The sequence below is a fragment of the Pantoea sp. App145 genome, assembly GCF_047947045.1.
GTDB lineage: Bacteria > Pseudomonadota > Gammaproteobacteria > Enterobacterales > Enterobacteriaceae > Pantoea.
Window position 1 is genome coordinate 2474508 of sequence record NZ_CP133290.1, and the last position, 20411, is coordinate 2494918.

A 20411-nucleotide genomic window follows, 5' to 3' on the forward strand; every position below is an offset into this window, starting at 1 on the left:
ATTGACGGGCGACACAGCCGCCCGTCGGTGTGAAGAACATCAATCAGAAGTTAAATCCGAGCTGCACCATCGCACCCCAGGTATTGTCTGCGCCAACCGAACCGGCCAGATCCAGATGTACCGTATTGTTAAACGGCGACAGGCCAAAACCGGCAGTGAAAACGTTGGTGTCATTCGACTTCATATCGGCGCGATAGCCGGCACGCAGCTGCAACCAGTCCAGCACACGGTACTCGCCACCGACGCCGATATACTGGCTACTGTCTTCTGATTTAAAACGCTTAGTTTGCGTCAGATCGACATCGCCAGTCAGGGTCACAGGACCGTAGTTCCAGGCCAGACCGGTAGTGACCAGCGGACGGATTTGGTAAGTATCGCGATAGCCATCCACTTCTTTGGTATCGATGTTGCGCGAAATCAGGTTCTGACCGGTCAAACCGAAAGTCCAGTTGTCGGCAAAATCAGTGGCGATACCGGCATCCACGTTGAAACCGGTATCGGAACTGCGATAACGGCTGTTGTTGATGTCGCTTTTGTCGTAGTTGTAAATGCTGGCGGTGTAATTATACAACCAGGTTTTCTGCAGCTTTGGCGTGATGCCTACAGAGACCGGATGGCCTGCAATGGTAAACTGGTGCGCCACGGAAATACCGTAATCAGTCACTAACGCCGCAAGCCCATTGGCACTGGAGCGCAAATTATCTTCATCACCCGGCACCGGAATGATGGTCCCGTCGGCCACGCCGTTCAGATAATCTATATCGCTTTGCGCCACATTCGCACGAACATGCGCAGTGCCGTAAGCCTTGGTGATAAACGCAAAGGGCAGCGTCTCATTAGGCACGGTGACAGCCAGCGCCACACCCGCCGAGCCATCTGCTTTGTTACCCCGCAGGTCACTCAACTGATTCGCCATATCCCCTGCTGCGGCTTTAAGCTGCGGGTAGCCGTTGAGATAATCCTGGAAGGTTAAGTTATTGATGACATCCTGATAACGATCGACAGTATCCGTAATGTCATCGACTTTATTAATCAGTTTGTCTTTATCGGTAACCTGCACACCCGCTGAAGGGAAAATGATACTTACGTCATCATCAGGTTTTGCTTTGGTCATCAATGCCGGGTTCGCCAGTACCGCGGAGCTCCAGGTGGAAGACGCAACACCTGTGCCGCCCATTGCGTCATTACGTGCGTCGTACCAGGTACCTGCTGCCAGAGCTGAAGAGGAAAGAAATACTGAATTAAAAACAACAAGATAAGCAACTTTATTGCGCCTGAATAATGTCTTCACCATGAGCCTGCCATCACCTTTCAAATGTCGTGACCAAGTCATCGACGAAACAATTTACCAGCCCTTATTGTGAACCTGGGCTAACGATTTATTGCTGTGAAATAAAAGGAAATAGCACTGCTATTCGCAGAATTGACTGCTGGCGCAGCAATCTGTCGTGTATTTATGCAAAAAATTAAACGATATCTAAATTGAGGCCAGCTATTACTTAAGCCCTTTTGAACCTTAGACGCTAAGTCGGTGAGTTGCAAAGCAAAAACCGATTAGCCGGTTTGATAATAAATCCGTAATAAGGAACGCAGATGACAATATGAGGAAAAAAGAGGAATAACACTGATATTAATCTTATGAAAAACAAGATTTTTCCTGGCAATCTTCAGCGAGAAAAGCAATCACAGCAGCGTAAAAATTTGTGTGATAAAATAACATCACTCGGCACCCGGAGAACACTTATGTCAAATTTGTCGCCAGACCAACTTCTGAACCAGGCTGAAACGCTTTGCCTGCAACGCGGCGTGCGTCTGACCACACAACGTGCCGAAGTGCTACGCCTGATGGCCGAGCAAAATGGATCGATCAGTGCTTATGATTTACTGGATCAATTGCGCGTCAGTGAACCCCAGGCAAAACCGCCAACCATCTATCGTGCACTGGATTTTCTGCTGGAGCAGGGATTTATCCATCGCGTTGAATCCAACAACAGCTACGTGGTCTGCCATCATTTTGATGAGCCTGCACACACTTCAGTGATGCTGGTTTGTGACCGCTGTGCAGCCGTCAGTGAAAAACATGCGCATGGCGTTGAAAAGATCATCTCCGGATTGGCTGAACAAGCGGGTTTTGCGTTGCGCCATAGCGTGATTGAAGCCCATGGACTCTGTGAAAATTGTGCCGAAGTGGAAGCCTGTACCCATCATGAAAGTTGCGATCATGATCATCAGATTGAAGGCAAAAAGCGGTTGAGGAAGGGATAAATGGCACCTCCTTGTGCCAACCCGATCATCAGGATCGGAGCCTGGGAGCATCGTCCTTAAACGGGTCCATTACCAACGGTGATCCTTGTTGTGACTTTCCCAGTCTTTCACTTCACGCTCGGCCTGGTCTTTAGCGTAGCCATAGCGTTCCTGAATTTTACCGACAAGCTGATCACGTTTCCCTTCGATGACGGTCATATCATCATCAGTCAGCTTGCCCCATTTTTCTTTCACTTTCCCTTTGAATTGCTTCCAGTTTCCACTCGCTTCGTCTTTGTTCATAACCGTTCTCCATGTCATTTCCAGTGAGTTGACGGCATACCCATTCCCTGAAGGTAAAAGCCGATATAACACGCTACTTAATTGCGTTGTTAAGGATAATTATAGTAGACAATGAATATCAGGTAGCACACTTACGGATTAATCTGTAATTAATAAGTTATATTCCACTATACGAAAACCAACTGTCATGACGCCAGTGGCGGCGCCAGACCAGCCACAACGTGAGTCCGCGTAATGCCAGAAATACCGTCACCGCCAGCCACAAACCATGATTTCCCAACCAGGGTAAGGTGAGCAACGACAGGCCATAACCCAGCGCCGCCAGCGCCATGCTGTTACGCATTTCCCTGCCACGCGTCGCGCCGATAAACATGCCATCCAGCAGATAACACCATACCCCCACCAGGGGCATCACCACCTGCCACACCAGGTAACGGTCGGCGGCTGCGCGGAGTTCGTCCAGCGAGGTCAGCAACCCGACAATTTGTACCCCGCACAGGGCATACATCATGGCGAACAGCAACGCCACCAGGCCTGCCTGACGGCATGCCGCGTGCCAGACCAGCAACAACTGGCTGCGATCTTTCGCACCAACCGCTTCACCAGAGCAGGCTTCAACCGCATAAGCGAAACCATCCAGTGCGTAGGCTGTGAAAGTGAGAAACATCAGCAGAACCGCGTTGACTGCAACCACATCTGGCCCAATGCGCGCGCCAAAGATCGTCAGAGAAGCAAAACAGATTTGCAGCAGAAATGAGCGCAACATAATGTCGCGATTGAGACGAAACAGGCGGGCGGCACCACCGCGCCAGCTCTCTTTCAGCAGGGTGAAATCAATACCACGTAGCTTTAATACCCGAGCTACCATCAACAGCCCGACACCCAGGGTGACGTATTCGGCCAGTGCCGTAGCCGCAGCAGCGCCTGCCACTCCGCAGTGCAGGCCGAGCACAAACAGCAGATCCAGCAGAATATTGACCAGGTTGCCCACCACCAGCAAAACAACGGGTGCGCGTGCATACTGCACACCCAACAGCCAGCCCAGGAGTACCAGATTAGCCAGCGTAGCGGGAGCACTGAGCCAGCGAATCTGAATAAACAGTTGCGCCTGTTGCTGTACCGCAACGCTGCCTCCCATTAGCGCAGCCGCCAGATTGCTGACAGGTGTGCGCAGCAACATAAACAACACACCTGCGATCAATGCGATAAGCAACGGTTGGGTAAGCGCACGCGCCAGCGCCGTTTTATCGCTGGCACCAAATGCCTGGGCAGTCAGTCCGGTCGTGCTCATGCGTAAAAACAACAGCAGCATAAAAATGAAGCTGGTTGCAGTGCTACCCACTGCCACGCCACCGAGATAGATCGGACTGTCAAGATGGCCAATCACCGCGGTATCCACCACGCCGAGCAACGGCACCGTGATATTCGAAAGGATCATCGGCAGCGCCAGCCGCCAGAGTGTCTTATCAGAGGAGGAAAACAGCTGCATCAGCCCGTCCCGGTTTGTGCTGCGCTACAGTTATTTTGGCAAATCAAACCACGGCAGCGCAGAGGCGCTACCGTAGTGGGGGATTTAAAGGATTAAAGCCATTCGCCGTTGCGCACGATACCCACCGCCAGCCCTTCAACGGTGAGTGACTGTTCACGGGTATCGACCACAATCGGCTGGAAGTCACTGTTTTCTGGCAGCAGCTGCACAATCGCGCCCTGCTTTTTCCAGCGTTTCACTGTGACTTCATCATCAATGCGCGCCACCACGACCTGGCCATTGCGCACTTCCTGAGTCTTGTGTACCGCCAGTAAGTCACCATCCATAATGCCGATATCTTTCATCGACATGCCGCTAACGCGCAACAGGAAATCAGCGGTGGGTTTGAAGAGGTTGGCATCAACCTGGTAGTGAGCCTCGATGTGCTCCTGGGCCAGTAACGGTTCACCCGCGGCGACACGGCCAATCAGCGGCAGCCCCTCACTGGCTTCTTCTTCCATTAATAAACGAATACCGCGCGACGCTCCGGAGACGATTTCAATCACGCCTTTGCGTGCCAGAGCCTTCAGATGTTCTTCTGCCGCATTCGGTGAGCGGAAGCCCAGTTGCGCAGCAATTTCCGCACGCGTTGGCGGCATGCCCGTCTGGTTGATATGGTCGCGAATCAGATCATAGACCTGTTGCTGCCTGCTGGTTAACGCTTTCATCCCGCCCCCTGGTTGTTTATACAGTCGCTGTGAGTATATACAGGTATTGGCGAAATGGAAACCAAAACTGAGGGAAAAATCAGCGAGTTGATGAATCCGGAATCCTTATCGCAAATGCGACCAAAGCAGCGCGATCCAGACGAAAATAGCCAGTAAGATAGCTAACAATACGGCAGCCGACCCCATGTCTTTCGCGCGTCCGGCCAGCGGATGACGCTCCTGACCAATGCGGTCGACGACGGCTTCAATGGCACTATTCATAATCTCAACGATGACCACCAGCACCACAGAACCGATCATGAGTACGCGGGAGATCGCGTCAACATCCAGCCAGCATGCCACCACAATCGCCACCAGTGCGGCGATAGCCTCCTGGCGAAATGCCGCTTCATGTTGCCAGGCGGCGCGCAATCCCTGCCAGGAATAACCGGCAGCTTTCACTATCCTGAGAATACCGGTGACGTTATTTGCCATGTCGTTGAACCCTTTACTCGTTTTGACGTCAATGTCTGGGCAGCCGGGAATGGCACGGCCACAGATCTTCGCGGCACTTTCTGGTATGCTTGCCGCGCTTTGCTAACAAGAGGCTTAAAGTTGTCTATGTCAGGTTGGCGTAAACTTTATTATAAATTATTGAATTTACCACTCTCCATTTTGGTAAAGAGTAAGGCTATTCCGTCGGATCCTGTGTCTGAACATGGGTTAGATTCAACGCGGCCAATCCTATATGTGCTGCCTTATGATTCCAAGGCCGATCTACTCACACTGCGTTCGCAGTGTCTGAAACACGATCTGCCGGATCCGCTTACACCACTGGAAATTGATGGCACGTTGTTGCCACGCTATGTCTTTATCCACGACGGTCCACGCGTTTTCCCTTATTTCGTGCCGAATCTGGAGTCAGTGAAGCTATTTCATGACTATCTCGATCTGCATCGCAGCAACCCCGAACTGGATGTGCAAATGCTGCCAGTGTCGGTGATGTTTGGACGCGCACCAGGCCGTGAAGTACAGGGTGAACAGACGCCACATCTGCGCATTCTTAACGGTGTACAGAAGTTCTTTGCCATTCTCTGGCATGGCCGCGACAGCTTTGTCCGCTTCTCGCCGACAGTGTCGCTACGTCAGATGGCAACCGAGCATGGAACTGACAAGTCAATTGCGCAAAAACTGGCCCGCGTGGCGCGTATTCACTTCGCCCGCCAGCGTCTGGCTGCCATCGGCCCGCGTTTACCCGCCCGCCAGGATCTGTTTAACAAGCTGTTGCAATCGAAAGCCATTGAAAAGGCTGTGGAAGATGAAGCGCGCAGCAAAAAGATTTCCCATGAGAAGGCACAGCAGAACGCCATTGAAATGATGGAAGAGATTGCGGCTGACTTCTCCTATGAGGCCATCCGCGTCACTGACCGCGTCATGGGATGGATGTGGAGCCGACTCTATCAGGGTATCAACGTCAATGGCGGCGAGCGCGTACGTCAGCTGGCACAGGATGGTCACGAGATTGTCTATGTTCCCTGCCATCGCAGCCATATGGATTACCTGCTGCTCTCCTATGTGCTTTACCACCAGGGTCTGGTACCACCGCACATCGCTGCCGGTATCAATCTTAACTTCTGGCCTGCCGGTCCGATTTTCCGTCGTCTGGGTGCGTTCTTTATTCGCCGTACCTTTAAAGGCAACAAGCTCTATTCTACTGTTTTTCGTGAATATCTTGGCGAGTTGTTTAATCGCGGCTATTCGGTTGAATACTTTGTCGAGGGTGGACGTTCACGTACCGGTCGCCTGCTGGACCCGAAAACCGGCACCCTGTCAATGACGTTACAAGCCCTGTTGCGTGGCAGCAGCCGTCCGATTACTTTCGTGCCGATTTACATTGGGTACGAGCATGTGATGGAAGTGGGGACCTACGCCAAAGAACTGCGCGGGGCGGTGAAAGAAAAAGAAGGCTTTATGCAGATGGTGCGCGGCCTGCGTAAGTTGCGCAATCTGGGCCAGGGTTATGTCAACTTCGGCGAACCGCTGCCGCTGGTGAATTACCTGAACAAACATGTACCGGAATGGCGTGAGTCCATCGATCCGATTGAACCACCGCGTCAGGCGTGGATGACCCCCGCCGTGAATGACATCGCGAACCGTCTGATGGTGCGAATTAACGAAGCCGGGGCCGCCAATGCGATGAACCTGTGCGTTACCGCACTGCTGGCATCTCGTCAGCGTTCGCTTACCCGCGAGCAACTGATTGAGCAACTGGAATGCTACACCCAGTTGCTGCGCAATGTCCCTTACTCGTCAGAAGCCACAGTGCCGAACCTCAGTGCTGAAGCGCTGCTTGATCACGCCATGGGCATGAACAAGTTTGAGACCGAGCAGGACAACATTGGTGACATCATCATTCTGCCGCGCGAGCAGGCGGTTCTGATGACCTATTACCGCAACAATATCCAGCATATGCTGGTTATGCCATCATTGATTGCCGCGATTGTGCAGCAGCACCGGGAAATCAGTGAAGCGGAGTTACTGCGCCAGGTGAGTCTGGTGTATCCCATGCTGAAGAGTGAACTGTTCCTGCGCTGGAGCAGCGATGAATTACCTGGCTTGCTGCAGAATCTTTGTGCTGAAATGGCGCGCCAGGGTCTGGTGAGCCAACAGGATGGCCTGCTGAAGCTGAGTGCTGCACGCTCTCGTACCCTTCAGCTATTGGCAGCCGGTATTCGTGAAACCTTACAGCGTTTTGCCATTACCTTCTCCATCCTCAGCGCGAAACCCAGCATCAACCGGGGCACGCTGGAGAAAGAGAGCCGCACGCTGGCACAGCGCCTGTCAGTGCTCCATGGCATTAATGCTCCAGAGTTCTTCGATAAAGCGGTATTCACGACACTGGTGATGACCCTGCGAGATGAGGGCTATCTCAACGACAGCGGCGATGCCGATGTGCAACGTACGCAGATTATGTGGCTGATGCTGGCAGAGCTGGTCACCAGCGATGTGCGCCTGACGATTGAGAGCGCCACCGTTCACGATTAACGCCAGCCAGAAATAAAAAAGCCGTCATCCTTTACCGATGACGGCTTTTTTTTCATCTGATCTACCGCGACTACATCAAACCAATAAACGGCAGGGTATTCAACAGAATGCCAATAAACAGCACCAGGCCAACGTAGTTATTGTTGAGGAACGCCTGGAAGCAGGGATCACGCTCGCGCCGGGCAATCAGTTTCTGTTGATGGACAAACAAGCCTGCCGCCAGCAGCAGCGACCAGTAAAATGCACCGTTCAGATTTAGCAGTAATCCCACCACAGCCATCAGACCCAGCGTCGCCAGTTGCAGCAGGCCGATGATCAGCTTGTCATACCGGCCAAACAGAATCGCCGTCGATTTCACCCCAATCTTCAGATCATCATCCCTGTCCACCATGGCGTATTGCGTATCGTATGCAACGGTCCAGCACAGGTTAGCAATAAACACCAGCCAGCAAACCAGAGGTAAGGACTCACTAACTGCGGCCCACCCCATCGGAATCGCCCAGCCAAATGCCGCGCCCAGTACCACCTGTGGCAGATGGGTATAGCGCTTCATAAAGGGATAAACCCAGGCCAGTGCCAGCCCGACAACCGACAGCAGAATCGTCATAAGATTCATGGTCAGTACCAGCACAAATGCCAGCAACGCCAAGCCAACAAACAGTAGCTTTGCCTCTTTCTCAGACACCAGGCCACTGGCTAGCGGGCGAGCGGCAGTGCGTTTCACATGCCCATCGACTTTACGGTCAGCGTAGTCATTGATCACACAACCGGCTGCACGCATCACGATCACACCCAACACAAACACCAGCAGTACCGATAACGGCGGGATCGCCATCCCCGATAACCACAGCGCCCATAGTGTGGGCCACAACAACAGCAAGGTGCCAATGGGTTTATCTATACGCATCAGGCGGCTGTACGCCTGCAATTTATTTATTCCCAGAGTCTTTTGCACAATCTTTATCCTTGAACCTGCGCGCGGTACAGCGGTGACGCAGGTAAAAACAGTTCAGTTAACAACAGCGGCTTGCCCGATAAACGCAGGCGTGAACGACGTCCCCACAATTCATCAACCTGGCCCGGTTCGATAAAATCGCGTGTCAGCGTTGAAGAAGCAAAAAGATAGCGGCCAAGAGGTCGCGTGCCGAGTTGCTGTAGCATTTGCTCAGGTCCATTTAGCGTGCTTTCAGGCACCAGCGTTCGCCCAGCCAGCCAGGGAATACCGTCACCACACAGGATAATTTCCCGCAGCCAGAAGCGTTCATCCTCTGGCAGTTGCTGGCCTTCATCCTCCAGCTCACTGGCAGGGATAAAACCTTCACGCACAACCTTGACGGTGACCTGCTGGCAATGCTGCTCAAAGCGCCGGGTCATTGAGTCCTCTTCCATAAGCCAGTCCAGCAAAGGAGCGGAAAGCAAAGGAGAAGAAGCGGGCAGCCAGTGCAGCGCGCGCAGTTGCGCCAGCGCATCCTGAGACATAAAAACACTCCACAGAAAAAAGTGTCTCAGTGTAACGCACCACTGCCGCTGCGTGCTTGCACGAATTGGTAACGGCGCGGTTTTCGGCACCCGAAGGCAAAATAAAACATCGCGCCGCTATAGCAGGTGAATTACTCGCGTTTCAGGCGGTTGCTGTTCGCCAGCCACAAGGTAATCACCAGAATCAGAATCGCCGCCGAATAGCACAGCGTATCGAAAGGATTTTTATGGTCGACAATAATTAAACGAATAATCGCGGTAATACCGATATAGACGAAGTAGCGCAGCGGGAAGTGATAACCCGACTGAAAATACTTCACAATCAGCGCGATAAACTCGAAATAGAGAAAATAGATAACAATCCCTTCGATTAGCAGGAATGACGATGCCTGTTCGCCAGTGCTGAACAGCACATTCGCCAGATGGATGGTTTCTTTACCGAGAAACACCACCAGAATGATTGCCAGGATCACCAACCCGAGGTTCAGCACCCATTGCAGCCCCCGGGCAATCAGTTGCCCCGCCATTGATTTTTCAGTCATTTCTTCGCCTTAATAGAACGCCTTATCTCTGGCGCTATCATGCGATAGTGTGATCAAATTCACAATATACTCAGACATCAACATCCACACAGAGCGCATCGTAGCGCCAGTATTCACAGTCACAGTCAATCACCCGTTTATGCTGGTCACGGTTGATACGGGTGATCAGTAACCCCGGTGTGCCACTGGCAACATTCAGCGCAGGCGCTGCGCGAGCGGGTAATGGCCCCGGCAAAATAGTAAAACGCGCACCGCCGTAACGGATGCCATAGCGCTGGTTATAGAGGTCAGTCAGGGAACGGGTGAGATCCTCTTCAAGCAGGCCGGGAAAATAATGTGGATTGAGGTAGTGCTCCACATACAACACCGCACGGCCATCGATGCGCCGCAGACGACGAATCAGATAAACATCATCCCCCTCCGCCAGCTGCAACTGTTGCGCCACCGATTGCAGCACCGGTACCTGGCGCGCCTCAATCACTTCGGTGCTGGCAATACGTCCCTGCTGTGCCGCCATCGCGTGGAAATGGCTGTGATGCAGCGGGTTATATACCAGCCTTGGCGGCGCCAGAAACCAGCCACGCCGCAGCTCGCGGTAGATAATGCCCTGCGCTTCCAGCAATCCCAGTGCTTCACGCAGGGTAATACGCGTGGTGGAATATTGTTCGCTCAGGCTGCGTTCAGCCGGTAAGCGCCCGCTGGCGAACTCCCCTGCATCAATACGACTGTGCAGCGCGGCTGCAATTACGTCCGCCGTTTTCGACGACATCTATAAAGCCTCATTTTGGGGCGAAGCTGCACTATGACAGTTCGATGACAATTCAGTGACAAGCTATGCCCGACATCATTGCGCTCCAGCATGGCATGTGGATTTGCTCGCCACACCACATTTCACCGCTGTAGTCATAAAACCTTCATATGCAAAGGCTACATTGGCTCGGTTCTTGCTGGACTAGACCAAGATGTCCCTCAACTTACACCGGGAGCAACTGAGATGAAAGCGTTAATCGCCTCTGTAGTAGCCAGTGCCGTACTGCTTGCGCTGCCCGCCGCGCAAGCTGCCGACAACGATCTTGCCGCGCTGGAAAAAGCCGCGCGCAGCGAAGGTCAAATCAACAGTGTCGGCATGCCAGATAGCTGGGCCAACTGGAAAGACACATGGAATGACATCAGCAGCAAATATGGCCTGAAGCACAGCGATACCGATATGTCTTCGGCGCAGGAACTGGCGAAATTTGCCGCAGAGAAAGAGAACGCCAGCGCCGATATCGGTGACGTGGGTGCCGCTTTCGGTCCTGTTGCGGTCGCGAAAGGTCTGGCTCAGCCTTATAAGCCAACACACTGGGATCAGGTCCCGGATTGGGCGAAAGACAAAGAAGGTAACTGGATGCTGGCTTATACCGGCACCATCGCTTTCCTGGTCGACAAACAGCAGGTTAAAGATGTGCCGCACAGCTGGGCCGATCTGAAGAAAGGTAAGTATGTGGTCACTATCGGTGACGTAGGCGTGGCTGCTCAGGCTGCCAACGGCGTGCTGGCGGCCAACTATGCGCTGGGTGGTGATGAAAAGAACCTGAAACCGGCACTGGGCTTCTTTGCTGATCTCGCTAAACAGGGCCGCCTGGGCGTGACCGATCCGGTGATTGCCAACATCGAAAAAGGCGAAATCCAGGTTGCTGTGGTGTGGGACTTTAATGGCCTGAACTATCGCGATCAGATCGACAAAAACCGCTATGAAGTGGTGATCCCGTCTGACGGCTCCGTGACCTCTGGTTACACCACCATCATCAACAAATACGCCAAACACCCGAACGCCGCCAAACTGGCGCGTGAATATATCTTCTCTGATGCTGGCCAAACCAACCTGGCGAAAGGTTATGCACGCCCGATTCGCGCGCAATACCTGACGCTGCCAGCAGACGTGCAGGCCAAACTGCTGCCGCAGTCTGAATATAAAAATGCCCGTCCGATCAAAGACCAGGCTGCCTGGGACAAAACGTCAAAAGCGCTGCCGCGTCTGTGGCAGGAGAACGTAATCATCAATATGCAGCAGTAAGGAGAAGGGGATGAAAACGATCCTGGTGGTACTGGATGGGTTGAGCAATCAGGTCGCACAACATGCGATGGGCTACCTGTTTGCCGAATGCGCGCAGGGCAACGGTCAATATTACACGCTGACCTGCGAACTGCCGTCACTGTCGCGCCCGCTGTATGAATGCATTCTCACCGGCATCACGCCGGTGCGCAGCGGTATTATTCATAACGGTGTCAGCCGGTTGAGTAAAGAGCGCAGCATCTTCCATTACGCACGCGCCGCCGGTTTAACCACCGCTGCCGCTGCCTACCACTGGGTGAGTGAACTCTATAACCAAACCCCCTTCAATGCAGCGCGCGACCGGCATACGGTCGCGCCTGATCTGCCCATTCAATATGGGCACTTTTACTGGGACGACGGCTATCCGGATTCCCATCTGTTTGAAGACGCGGAAAGCCTGCGTCTGCGTCATGACCCTGACTTTTTGTTGATCCACCCGATGAACATCGATGATGCCGGGCACAAACATAGCCTGTCATCGCCACAGTACCGCAACCGCGCACGCATGGCTGATGGTTATCTGTCGCACTGGATGCCGGGCTGGCTGGCCGCCGGTTATCAGGTGGTTGTCACTGCCGATCACGGCATGAACGACGACCGTTCGCACGGCGGCATTTTGCCGGAAGAGACCCATGTCCCGCTGTTTGTGTTTGGTGAGGGCTTCTCAAAGCAGCCTGATCTGGAACCACAACAAACGGAGCTGTGCGGTATCGTCTGCACCCTGCTGGGCGTTGAGCATGATAAGCCGGTCTGCCGCGGCCTGCTGGCGGAGCCGCGTCATGAAGGGTAAAGGCCTCGCGCTACTGCTGTTGCTGCCCTTTGCCCTGTTCTGGGTAGCATTCCAGCTCGCGCCCTTGCTGTGGATCGCCATCAACAGCTTCTGGAGCGACATGAATGAAGCCTGGGGGCTGGATAATTACACCGATATCCTGACCTCACCCTTCTATTTACAGGCGTTTCGCCTGTCGCTGGATATCTCCATCTGGTCGAGCATTTATGGTTTGCTGATTGCGCTGGTTGCCGGTTATTCGCTGCATCAGCTAGGCAGCGGACGTTTCCAGCGCTTTTTGATGTCGTTTACCAACATGACCAGCAACTTCGCCGGCGTCCCGCTGGCGTTTGCCTTTGTCATTTTGCTGGGCCTGAACGGCTGCCTGACGCTGCTGCTGCGCCACTACAATTTGCTGGAAAGCTTCAAACTGTTCTCGCGCGACGGCATGGTGATTGTTTACACCTGGTTCCAGATCCCGCTCGGCATTCTGTTGCTGTATCCGGCCTTTGATGGCCTGCGTCAGGACTGGCAGGAATCCGCTGCACTGCTGGGGGCCAGCCGCTGGCGCTACTGGTGGCATATTGGTCTGCCGATTCTGTTCCCGGCCCTGCTCGGCACTTTTGTGATTCTGCTGGCAAACGCCCTTGGCGCGTATGCCACCATTTATGCACTCACCACCGGTAACTTTAACGTTGTGCCGGTGCGTATTGCCGCGCTGGTATCGGGCGATATCTCGCTTGATCCCAACACCGGCGGCGCGCTGGCGATGCTGCTGGTGCTGCTGATGGCGCTGATTACAGTGGTGCAGCAATATCTGGTGCGCCGCAGTTATCTCAACGCTAAACCATCCTGAGGAGCGGCCCATGTCTCGCGTAGAAAAAGTCTATCACCGCCTGATTGTCTGGCTGCTGCTGATTATCCTGGCCACGCCGCTGATCGCGACCTTGCTGTATGCGCTCTCCTCAGAATGGAGTGATACCATTCTGCCGCAGGGCTACACGCTAAAGTGGTTCTTTGAATTGTGGAGTGACAGCCGGTTCCTGACCGCGCTCGGCCACTCGCTGCTGATTTGCTTTGGCGCGTTGCTATTCTCGTTAGTGCTGGTGCTGCCTGCGATGTTTGTGATCGCTTACTATTTTCCGAAGCTGGACGCGGTGATGAACGTGCTGATCCTGATGCCGTTTGCCGTACCGCCGGTGGTCTCGTCAGTGGGTTTATTGCAGCTGTACTCATCATCGCCGCTGATGCTGACCGGTACGCCGTGGATTCTGGTGGGGTGTTACTTCACCATCGCGCTGCCGTTTATCTATCGCGCCATCTCCAACAATATGCAGGCCATCAACCTGCGGGAGTTGATTGATGCCGCACACCTGCTCGGCGCCAGCACCTGGCAGGCCGCGCTGTTTGTGGTGCTGCCCAACCTGCGCAAAGGGGTGTTCATTGCCGTGCTGCTCTCCTTCTCTTTCCTGATAGGTGAGTTTGTCTTCGCTAACCTGCTGGTCGGCACCCGCTATGAAACCTTACAGGTTTATCTCTACAACATGCGCAATGGCAGCGGCCATTTCACCAGCGCACTGGTGATCTCCTATTTTGTTGTCGTCCTGCTGGTCACCTGGCTGGCGAACGCCCTCAATCCTGAACGAGGCTGACCATGAGTTATCTGAACGTCACAGAGCTGAATAAAAGCTACGGCCCAACCACCATTTTCGAAAATATCGATTTCAGCGCTGATGAGGGCGAATTTGTCACCCTGCTCGGCCCGAGCGGCTGCGGCAAATCCACGCTGCTGCGCTGTATCGCCGGATTGACCTCGGTCGATAGCGGCAAGATTTTGTTGCAGGGTCAGGATATCGTGCCGCTGCCACCGCAGAAGCGCACCATCGGCATGGTGTTTCAGAGCTATGCGCTGTTCCCGAATATGACGGTAGAAAAGAACGTCTCGTTTGGTCTGAAGATGCAGAAACTGGCCGCGAGTGAGATCCAGCAACGGGTGATGGAAGCACTGGCGCTGGTCGAACTGACCGATTTCGCTCGCCGCTACCCGCATCAGCTTTCCGGCGGCCAGTGTCAGCGCGTGGCGCTGGCACGTTCGCTGGTGACACGTCCACGCTTGCTGTTGCTGGATGAACCGCTGTCGGCGCTGGATGCGCGTATCCGCCGTCATTTGCGCGAGCAGATCCGTAATATTCAGCAGGAATTGAAGCTCACCACCATTTTCGTCACCCACGATCAGGAAGAAGCGCTGACGCTCTCCGACCGTATCGTGCTGATGAATCGCGGTAAAATTGTGCAGAACGGCAACGCCGAAGCCTTATATACCCAGCCCGCCGATCTGTTTGCTGCCGGTTTTATCGGCAACTACAACCTGCTGAGTGCCGAGCAGGCAACTCAGCTGACCGGACAAACCTTCAGCGGCCAGGTGGCGATTCGTCCGGAATCGATCCAGATCTGCGCCCCTGAAGCCGGGATTCACGCCACCATTCTCAGCCATAGCCTGCTGGGCAACGTCATCCGTTATCGTGTGCTGGCGCACAATGTCGAGCTTTCAGTTGATGTTTTGAACCGTAGCGTCGCTGATTTACACCCCACCGGGATGCAGATTGGGCTACAGTTAGAGATGTCGACGTTGCGCCAGGTCGCTTAAATTACAGGAAAAATTGGCAACGCAGCGCGGCATTACCTTGTACAGGTTGCGCTCTCCGTCAGGCTCGCAGCCTGCTGTTAAAGCCTGACGGTTAAGGAGCCTGCTTACGTGTTAACCCTGTTAAACCTTTTGTCTGCCGTGGCCCTGCTGGTATGGGGCACCCACATCGTCCGTACCGGGATTATGCGGGTCTACGGTGCCGACTTACGCCGCGTACTCAGTCGCAGCGTGGAAAAAAAACCGATGGCATTTCTCGCCGGTATCGGCGTCACTGCGCTGGTTCAGAGCAGCAATGCCACCACCCTGCTGGTCACCTCGTTTGTCGCCCAGAACCTCGTCAGCCTGACACCCGCCCTGGTGGTGGTACTCGGCGCGGACGTCGGTACGGCGATCATGGCGCGTATCCTGACCTTCGATCTCTCCTGGCTCTCGCCGCTGTTTATTCTGTTTGGTGTGATCGCGTTCCTCAGCCGCAAGCAGATGCGCATCGGCCAGCTGGGACGTGCCAGCATTGGTCTCGGGCTGATTCTGCTGGCATTGCAGCTGATTGTGGCGGCAGCCCGCCCGATCACCCAGGCGGCGGGCGTACATGTGCTGTTCGCCACTCTGACGGGCGACGTGATGCTGGATGCCCTGATTGGTGCGGTATTCGCCATCATTAGTTACTCCAGCCTTGCCGCCGTACTGATTACCGCGACCCTCACTGCCACCGGAGTGATCTCCTTTAAAGTGGCGCTGTGTCTGGTGATTGGTGCCAACCTCGGCAGCGGCCTGCTGGCGATGATTAATGCCAGCGGCTCCAATGCGGCGGGTAAACGCGTGGCGCTCGGCAGCCTGCTGTTCAAACTGATCGGCTGCGTTGCCATCCTGCCGTTCGTCAATCCGATCGCCGATGTACTGGACAAGCTGCCGGTGCATGATGAAGAACTGGTGATCTTCTTCCATGTTTTCTACAACCTGATTCGTTGTCTGGTGATGGTGCCGTTCGCTGAACCGATGGCGCGCCTGTGCCATCGGATGATCAGCGATGACACGGAAATCGATGCCCGCCTGAAACCGAAACACCTCGACAGCAGCGCCCTCGACACCCCGGCGCTGGCGCTGGTTAATGCGGCGCGTGAAACGCTGCGTATCGGTGATGTGGTTGAGCAGATGGTGGAGACCTTCAGCAAAGTGGTGCATGGCGACCTGCGCGAAGAGCGCGCGGTGCGCAGGCTGGACGATGACGTCGACGTGCTGTACACCGCCATCAAACTCTACCTGGCGCGCATGCCGAAAGAGGATTTGCCAGAAGAGGATTCGCGCCGCTGGGCTGAGATCATTGAGATGGCACTGAACCTGGAACAGGCGGGAGATATCATCGAACGCATGAGCGCTGACGTGGCGGATAAAGCGCTGGCCGCGCGTCGGGCCTTCTCACCCGAAGGGCTGGAGGAGCTGGAGACTCTGCAGGAACAGGTTCTGAATAACCTGCGGCTTAGCCTGTCGGTATTTTTGTCACACGATGTCGCCAGCGCCAAACGTCTGCGCCGCTCCAAGCATCGCTTCCGGATTCTGATTCGTCGTTTTTCCCATGCCCACGTCGAACGTCTGCACCAGCAAAATGTGCAAAGCATCGAAACCAGTTCGCTACACCTTGGTCTGCTGGGGGATATGAAGCGTCTGAACTCGCTGTTCTGTGCCGTGGCTTACACGGTGCTGGAACAACCGGATGACGATCGGGACGATGAATAAAACCGCGCGATAAATCGCGCCGCTACCGATCTCTGCGATTAGTAGCGGCGCAATTTATTGCGCATGGTTGTTATGACAACAGGGTAAACGCAATCATCCCGACAATCGCGCCAGTGGTGCCGAGGATGGTTTCCATCATTGTCCAGGTCTTCAGCGTCTCGCCTTCGGAAGCGCCGGTGAAGCGGCCAAACAACCAGAAACCAGCATCATTGACGTGGCTGATAATGATGGAGCCACCGCCGATACAAATTGACAGCGCCGCCAGCTGCGCGCCGCTGTAATGCAGCGGTTCGATCACCGGCATCACCAGGCCGACGGTGGTCAGACAGGCGACCGTTGCCGATCCCTGAATCACACGTACCGCACCCGAAAGGATAAAGCAGGCCAGCGCAATCGGCAGGCCCGCACCAATCAGCGCATGACCCAGCACCGGGCCAACCCCGGAATCCACCAGCACCTGCTTGAACACGCCACCGGCACCGATCACCAGCAGAATGATCCCCGCAGGTTGCAGTGCGCTGCCGCACACCTGCATCACCTTCTCTTTATCCATGCCCTGGCGATATGCCAGACCATAGATCGCCACCAGACAGGCCAGCAGAATCGCGGTAAACGGGTGGCCGATAAACTCCAGCCACTGGTACAGACTTGTGCCCGGCGTGGTGAAACGTGCGCCAATGGTTTTCAGTCCCACCAGCAGCAGCGGGAACAGGATCAGCGACAGACTGAAGCCAAACGATGGCAGTTTGCCCTCTTCCACATCCGGCTGATGATCCTCCGGCGGCGAGCTAAAGGTCACACGCTTAGCGATCAAATTGCCAAACAGCGGACCGGCGATCAGCATGCCAGGGATAGCGGCACACAGGCCCAGCAAAATCATCCAGCCAAAATCAGCGTGCATCTGTGATGCAAGCAGCATTGGAGCTGGCCCCGGCAGCAGGAACGCGGCAGACGCCGCCACCCCGGCAAACAGCGGGATCACCAGCTTCACCAGGTTGTCGCCAGTACGACGCGCCACAGCAAAGGCAATGCTGATCAACAGCACCACCGCCACTTCGAAGAACAGCGGCAGCGCACAGATCAACCCGGCAATGCCCATCGCGTAATGCGCGCGGCTTTCACCAAAGGTTTTCAGCATGCGGATGGCAATCTGATCGACCGCGCCGGTTTCATGCAGGATTTTGCCGAACATCGCGCCCAGCGCCACCACAATCGCGAGGAAACCAAGCGTACCGCCCATGCCTTTCTGCATGGTATCGGCAATTTTGTCGAGCGGCATACCGGAGAACAAACCGGCACCAATAGACACTAACATCAGGGCGACAAAGGCGTGCATACGCGCTTTCATCACCAAAAACAGCAGCAGCAGGACAGAGCCTGCTGCAGTTAACACCAGCGTTGCGGTACTCATGACTAACCCTTGTTGATTGCTCCCTTGATGGTCGCAACCGTGGCCGCAACTACCTCATCCAGTGAATGATTAATATCAACCACCAGTACATCGGGTTCGTTCGCGCCGGGTTCTTCCAGCGTGGCAAACTGCGTTACCAGCATCTGTGGTTTGAAGAAGTGGCCTTTGCGGGCTTTCAGGCGTGATTCGATGGTTTCAAAATCACCCTTTAGATAGACAAATTTCAGGTTGTGGTTGCCCTGACGCAGAATGTCGCGATAGGACTTTTTCAACGCTGAGCAAACAATGATGGAGACTGCCTGAGTGCGCTGCATGGCAAAGGCGGCATCGTTCAGCGCCTGTAACCACGGGCGACGATCGTTGTCATCCAGTGGATGGCCTTCGGCCATTTTCATGATGTTGCTGCGTGGATGCAGAAAGTCACCGTCGAGAAAGGCGGTGTTAAGTTGGTGTGAAACCTGATTGGCGACGGCAGACTTTCCGCTGCCGGACACACCCATCAGGATAAAAACATGGTGCGACGGGGATGGCGTTGTCATTTTTTTGCGCTCCGGCAGTGATTTCTGCCAATGTTACCGATAACAAATTCGATCATCATTGTCGGCACCCGGTCACAGGCTGGCAACCCTTTTACCGGGAAAAGCACGAAAGTGTGAACTGACTCAAAAAATCGCCAGAATCAGATGCTGCCGCCTTCGGCAATTTCAAAGCCGACATCCAGCGGTGCGGTGACGGAACGATCGCCGCCAATGCGCGCCAGCAGCATTGCCGCAGACTCCCGTCCCATACGCTCACGCGGAGTCAGCACCGTCGCCAGACGCGGATTTACCACCTGGGTGATATCGTGACCGTGGAAACCGGCGATCGCCATCTGGTCAGGCACACGCAATCCCTGACGCTGACACTCAAACATCGCGCCGACGGCAAGGTCATCGTTGGTACAGAACAGGCTGTCCGTCTGCGGATAGCGCTTTTGTGCCTCACGCAGCAGCAAGGATCCGGCGCTGAACGATGAAGCATCTTCCATCATCACGCTGTGTGGCGTTAACCCTGCTTCACGCATGGCCTGCTCATAGCCCTGCTGTTTCTGCAGAGTACGTTCATCAAGGCGTGCACCGAGATAAACGGTGTGGCGATGGCCTTTTTTCAGAATAGCGTGAGTCATCTGGCGCGCAGCTTCGACGTTATTAAAGCCGACAGCCATATCGAGGCACGGCGAGACCGAGTCCATCATTTCGATCACCGGAATACCCGCCACTTCCAGCATCCGCAGCGTCCCCGGCGTATGGCTGCGCTCCGTCAGAATCACCCCATCGATGTTCCATCCCAGCAGCGAACGCAGTTGCAGCTCTTCTTTTTGCGCGTTGTAGCCGAAGTGCGCCACCAGCGTCTGATAACCCGCCTCATCAGTGACGGTTTCGATGCCGCGCAGCACGTCAGCAAAGACCTGGTTGGTGAGTGACGGTAGCAATACGCCGATAGCGCGGCTGGTGGCGTTGGAGAGCATGTCGGGCGCGCGGTTCGGGATATAACCCAGTTCATCCAGCGCGATGGCGATTTTGTCGCGCAGCGCAGCGGAGACCTGTTCAGGATTGCGCAGGTAGCGGCTGACAGTCATTTTTGTGATGCCGATGCGATCGGCAACGTCCTGTAGTACCGGTCTTTTCTTCTTCATCGTAAGCGCCTGAGGTCAGAGATACGCTGAGTCTATCATTAAATTGTCATACGTTTGTAAACGGGGCGCAGGAAGCGGGATCGGTGCCGGATGTCGGAAAAAAGGCAAAAAAAAAGCCAGCACCCGAGCTGGCTAAGTAATACTGGAAGCAATGTGAGCAATGTCGTGCTTTCCCGGTTTGTCAGGAGGACTTCCCGGGACCGCATCGCAATAATAATCATTATCATTCTCGTCTGTAAAGCTCTTTCGCGAATTATTTTCCATTGACGCCACACATAAAATCCTTGATGTT

General features: G+C 54.5%; 20 protein-coding genes. 8 read left to right on the forward strand and 12 right to left on the reverse strand.

The features are described 5' to 3' along the window. Window positions 1–43: 43 nt before the first annotated feature. A complete protein-coding gene (locus RCF31_RS11315; RefSeq protein ID WP_416410500.1) occupies window positions 44–1294 on the reverse strand; it encodes a conjugal transfer protein TraF in 1251 nt (416 codons plus the stop codon). Between the two features lie 449 nt (window positions 1295–1743). On the opposite strand from RCF31_RS11315, the gene zur reads away from it, so the two are divergent. Continuing rightward, window positions 1744–2265: a zinc uptake transcriptional repressor Zur gene (gene zur / locus RCF31_RS11320; RefSeq protein ID WP_416410502.1), complete on the forward strand. Its 522-nt coding sequence runs from the start codon at window positions 1744–1746 to the stop codon at window positions 2263–2265. 69 nt (window positions 2266–2334) lie between these two features. On the opposite strand, the gene RCF31_RS11325 is transcribed toward zur, so the two are convergent. The 4 genes from RCF31_RS11325 to RCF31_RS11340 form a co-directional block, all read right to left on the reverse strand. Then, complete coding sequence (locus RCF31_RS11325; RefSeq protein ID WP_299458256.1) at window positions 2335–2547, reverse strand: CsbD family protein; 213 nt, start codon at window positions 2545–2547, stop codon at window positions 2335–2337. Between the two features lie 157 nt (window positions 2548–2704). Next, window positions 2705–4036 carry an MATE family efflux transporter DinF gene (gene dinF / locus RCF31_RS11330; protein ID WP_416410504.1) on the reverse strand — a complete coding sequence of 444 codons (1332 nt, stop codon included), beginning with the start codon at window positions 4034–4036 and terminating at the stop codon, window positions 2705–2707. 92 nt (window positions 4037–4128) lie between these two features. Further along, the gene (gene lexA, locus RCF31_RS11335; RefSeq protein WP_013507486.1) at window positions 4129–4743 is read right to left on the reverse strand and encodes a transcriptional repressor LexA; all 615 of its coding nucleotides are present in this window, start codon (window positions 4741–4743) and stop codon (window positions 4129–4131) included. A 105-nt stretch (window positions 4744–4848) separates the two neighbouring features. Further along, window positions 4849–5217 (reverse strand): diacylglycerol kinase, encoded by a 369-nt coding sequence (locus RCF31_RS11340; RefSeq protein WP_299458262.1) that lies wholly within the window; start codon window positions 5215–5217, stop codon window positions 4849–4851. 126 nt (window positions 5218–5343) lie between these two features. On the opposite strand from RCF31_RS11340, the gene plsB reads away from it, so the two are divergent. Further along, window positions 5344–7767 carry a glycerol-3-phosphate 1-O-acyltransferase PlsB gene (gene plsB / locus RCF31_RS11345; protein WP_416413246.1) on the forward strand — a complete coding sequence of 808 codons (2424 nt, stop codon included), beginning with the start codon at window positions 5344–5346 and terminating at the stop codon, window positions 7765–7767. A gap of 70 nt (window positions 7768–7837) precedes the next feature. Here the strand turns inward: plsB and ubiA are convergent, their stop codons facing one another. The 4 genes from ubiA to RCF31_RS11365 form a co-directional block, all read right to left on the reverse strand. Further along, a complete protein-coding gene (ubiA, locus tag RCF31_RS11350; RefSeq protein ID WP_313683596.1) occupies window positions 7838–8722 on the reverse strand; it encodes a 4-hydroxybenzoate octaprenyltransferase in 885 nt (294 codons plus the stop codon). Window positions 8723–8727: 5 nt separating this feature from the next. Next, window positions 8728–9246, reverse strand: a complete 519-nt coding sequence (ubiC, locus tag RCF31_RS11355) for a chorismate lyase (protein WP_416410507.1) — start codon at window positions 9244–9246, stop codon at window positions 8728–8730. Window positions 9247–9377: 131 nt separating this feature from the next. Further along, a complete protein-coding gene (gene psiE / locus RCF31_RS11360) occupies window positions 9378–9788 on the reverse strand; it encodes a phosphate-starvation-inducible protein PsiE (RefSeq protein WP_084871824.1) in 411 nt (136 codons plus the stop codon). A 70-nt stretch (window positions 9789–9858) separates the two neighbouring features. Next, window positions 9859–10557, reverse strand: a complete 699-nt coding sequence (locus tag RCF31_RS11365; RefSeq protein WP_299458270.1) for a UTRA domain-containing protein — start codon at window positions 10555–10557, stop codon at window positions 9859–9861. A gap of 225 nt (window positions 10558–10782) precedes the next feature. Here RCF31_RS11365 and RCF31_RS11370 point away from each other — a divergent pair, with 225 nt between their 5' ends. From RCF31_RS11370 to RCF31_RS11395, 6 genes are all read left to right on the forward strand, one after another. Next, window positions 10783–11844: an ABC transporter substrate-binding protein gene (locus RCF31_RS11370; protein ID WP_084871822.1), complete on the forward strand. Its 1062-nt coding sequence runs from the start codon at window positions 10783–10785 to the stop codon at window positions 11842–11844. 10 nt (window positions 11845–11854) lie between these two features. Further along, the gene (locus RCF31_RS11375; RefSeq protein WP_416410510.1) at window positions 11855–12673 is read left to right on the forward strand and encodes an alkaline phosphatase family protein; all 819 of its coding nucleotides are present in this window, start codon (window positions 11855–11857) and stop codon (window positions 12671–12673) included. Next, window positions 12663–13508, forward strand: coding sequence for an ABC transporter permease (locus tag RCF31_RS11380; protein ID WP_084871820.1), 846 nt, complete (start codon window positions 12663–12665; stop codon window positions 13506–13508). The genes RCF31_RS11375 and RCF31_RS11380 overlap by 11 nt, the downstream gene beginning before the upstream one ends. A 10-nt stretch (window positions 13509–13518) precedes the next feature. Continuing rightward, the gene (locus RCF31_RS11385) at window positions 13519–14304 is read left to right on the forward strand and encodes an ABC transporter permease (RefSeq protein WP_299447235.1); all 786 of its coding nucleotides are present in this window, start codon (window positions 13519–13521) and stop codon (window positions 14302–14304) included. A gap of 2 nt (window positions 14305–14306) precedes the next feature. Then, window positions 14307–15299: an ABC transporter ATP-binding protein gene (locus RCF31_RS11390; protein WP_416410513.1), complete on the forward strand. Its 993-nt coding sequence runs from the start codon at window positions 14307–14309 to the stop codon at window positions 15297–15299. 108 nt (window positions 15300–15407) lie between these two features. Continuing rightward, window positions 15408–17033 (forward strand): Na/Pi cotransporter family protein, encoded by a 1626-nt coding sequence (locus RCF31_RS11395; RefSeq protein ID WP_416410515.1) that lies wholly within the window; start codon window positions 15408–15410, stop codon window positions 17031–17033. A 70-nt stretch (window positions 17034–17103) separates the two neighbouring features. On the opposite strand, the gene gntU is transcribed toward RCF31_RS11395, so the two are convergent. The 3 genes from gntU to gntR form a co-directional block, all read right to left on the reverse strand. After that, window positions 17104–18444: a gluconate transporter gene (gntU, locus tag RCF31_RS11400; RefSeq protein ID WP_299447227.1), complete on the reverse strand. Its 1341-nt coding sequence runs from the start codon at window positions 18442–18444 to the stop codon at window positions 17104–17106. Window positions 18445–18446: 2 nt separating this feature from the next. Further along, the gene (gene gntK, locus RCF31_RS11405) at window positions 18447–18983 is read right to left on the reverse strand and encodes a gluconokinase (RefSeq protein ID WP_084871815.1); all 537 of its coding nucleotides are present in this window, start codon (window positions 18981–18983) and stop codon (window positions 18447–18449) included. Window positions 18984–19123: 140 nt separating this feature from the next. Then, window positions 19124–20119 carry a gluconate operon transcriptional repressor GntR gene (gene gntR, locus RCF31_RS11410; RefSeq protein ID WP_299447223.1) on the reverse strand — a complete coding sequence of 332 codons (996 nt, stop codon included), beginning with the start codon at window positions 20117–20119 and terminating at the stop codon, window positions 19124–19126. Between the last annotated feature and the right edge of the window lie 292 nt (window positions 20120–20411).

What these genes read in the sequence shown, in the direction of transcription:
- RCF31_RS11315 (WP_416410500.1), bottom strand. Translation starts at nt 1,294, where the DNA reads ATGGTGAAGACATTATTCAGGCGCAATAAAGTTGCTTATCTTGTTGTT.
- zur (WP_416410502.1), top strand. Translation starts at nt 1,744, where the DNA reads ATGTCAAATTTGTCGCCAGACCAACTTCTGAACCAGGCTGAAACGCTT.
- RCF31_RS11325 (WP_299458256.1), bottom strand. Translation starts at nt 2,547, where the DNA reads ATGAACAAAGACGAAGCGAGTGGAAACTGGAAGCAATTCAAAGGGAAA.
- dinF (WP_416410504.1), bottom strand. Translation starts at nt 4,036, where the DNA reads ATGCAGCTGTTTTCCTCCTCTGATAAGACACTCTGGCGGCTGGCGCTG.
- lexA (WP_013507486.1), bottom strand. Translation starts at nt 4,743, where the DNA reads ATGAAAGCGTTAACCAGCAGGCAGCAACAGGTCTATGATCTGATTCGC.
- RCF31_RS11340 (WP_299458262.1), bottom strand. Translation starts at nt 5,217, where the DNA reads ATGGCAAATAACGTCACCGGTATTCTCAGGATAGTGAAAGCTGCCGGT.
- plsB (WP_416413246.1), top strand. Translation starts at nt 5,344, where the DNA reads ATGTCAGGTTGGCGTAAACTTTATTATAAATTATTGAATTTACCACTC.
- ubiC (WP_416410507.1), bottom strand. Translation starts at nt 9,246, where the DNA reads ATGTCTCAGGATGCGCTGGCGCAACTGCGCGCGCTGCACTGGCTGCCC.
- psiE (WP_084871824.1), bottom strand. Translation starts at nt 9,788, where the DNA reads ATGACTGAAAAATCAATGGCGGGGCAACTGATTGCCCGGGGGCTGCAA.
- RCF31_RS11365 (WP_299458270.1), bottom strand. Translation starts at nt 10,557, where the DNA reads ATGTCGTCGAAAACGGCGGACGTAATTGCAGCCGCGCTGCACAGTCGT.
- RCF31_RS11370 (WP_084871822.1), top strand. Translation starts at nt 10,783, where the DNA reads ATGAAAGCGTTAATCGCCTCTGTAGTAGCCAGTGCCGTACTGCTTGCG.
- RCF31_RS11375 (WP_416410510.1), top strand. Translation starts at nt 11,855, where the DNA reads ATGAAAACGATCCTGGTGGTACTGGATGGGTTGAGCAATCAGGTCGCA.
- RCF31_RS11380 (WP_084871820.1), top strand. Translation starts at nt 12,663, where the DNA reads ATGAAGGGTAAAGGCCTCGCGCTACTGCTGTTGCTGCCCTTTGCCCTG.
- RCF31_RS11385 (WP_299447235.1), top strand. Translation starts at nt 13,519, where the DNA reads ATGTCTCGCGTAGAAAAAGTCTATCACCGCCTGATTGTCTGGCTGCTG.
- RCF31_RS11390 (WP_416410513.1), top strand. Translation starts at nt 14,307, where the DNA reads ATGAGTTATCTGAACGTCACAGAGCTGAATAAAAGCTACGGCCCAACC.
- gntU (WP_299447227.1), bottom strand. Translation starts at nt 18,444, where the DNA reads ATGAGTACCGCAACGCTGGTGTTAACTGCAGCAGGCTCTGTCCTGCTG.
- gntK (WP_084871815.1), bottom strand. Translation starts at nt 18,983, where the DNA reads ATGACAACGCCATCCCCGTCGCACCATGTTTTTATCCTGATGGGTGTG.
- gntR (WP_299447223.1), bottom strand. Translation starts at nt 20,119, where the DNA reads ATGAAGAAGAAAAGACCGGTACTACAGGACGTTGCCGATCGCATCGGC.